This window comes from Streptomyces beijiangensis (genome assembly GCF_017315755.1).
GTDB lineage: Bacteria > Actinomycetota > Actinomycetes > Streptomycetales > Streptomycetaceae > Streptomyces > Streptomyces beijiangensis.
The window spans coordinates 1-499 of record NZ_JAFLRJ010001485.1; the positions used below are offsets into that span (position 1 = coordinate 1).

At 67.5% G+C, this 499-nt stretch carries 2 pseudogenes; both read left to right on the forward strand.

What is annotated here, in order from left to right:
* Positions 1-75 precede the first annotated feature (75 nt).
* Positions 76-258, forward strand: a pseudogene (locus J0695_RS42365) (GntR family transcriptional regulator); the annotation flags it as partial.
* A gap of 137 nt (positions 259-395) precedes the next feature.
* A pseudogene (locus J0695_RS46020) lies at positions 396-499 on the forward strand (GntR family transcriptional regulator); the annotation flags it as partial.

The following is a 499-nucleotide window of genomic DNA, read 5'->3' on the forward strand; positions in this document are numbered from 1 at the left end:
CCGCCTACCCCCTGACAGGAAACCGACATCCGGAAACGCTGGACCTGAAGGGGAAGCTCCGCTTACGGTTTAGACATGCCTGGACAGGTCCATAAACACCATCACATCGCCAAGGTTCTCGCCGACGAGATCCGGGCCGGAGTCCACTCCGACGGCAGCCGGCTGCCCGGGGAGCACGCGCTCACCGGGCGCTTCGGCGTCAGCCGCACCACCGTGCGCCAAGCGCTGAACGTGCTCGGCGAGCAGGGGCTCATCGCCACCCACGCGGGCAGTCGGCGTACGCGGTCCAGGGCGATGAACTCACTTGCGTCCAGGCCGAGTTCGGCGGCGAGAACGTCATCGGTGACCGTCTCGAAGCGGAGTATCTCCGTGGTCAGTTCGGTGCCCTGCTCGGCGAGCAGGGGCTCATCGCCACCCACGCGGGCATCGGCTCCTTCGTGACCTTCGACGGGACGCCGCTGGACAACCGGCTCGGCTGGACTCAGGCGCTCGCCGAGCA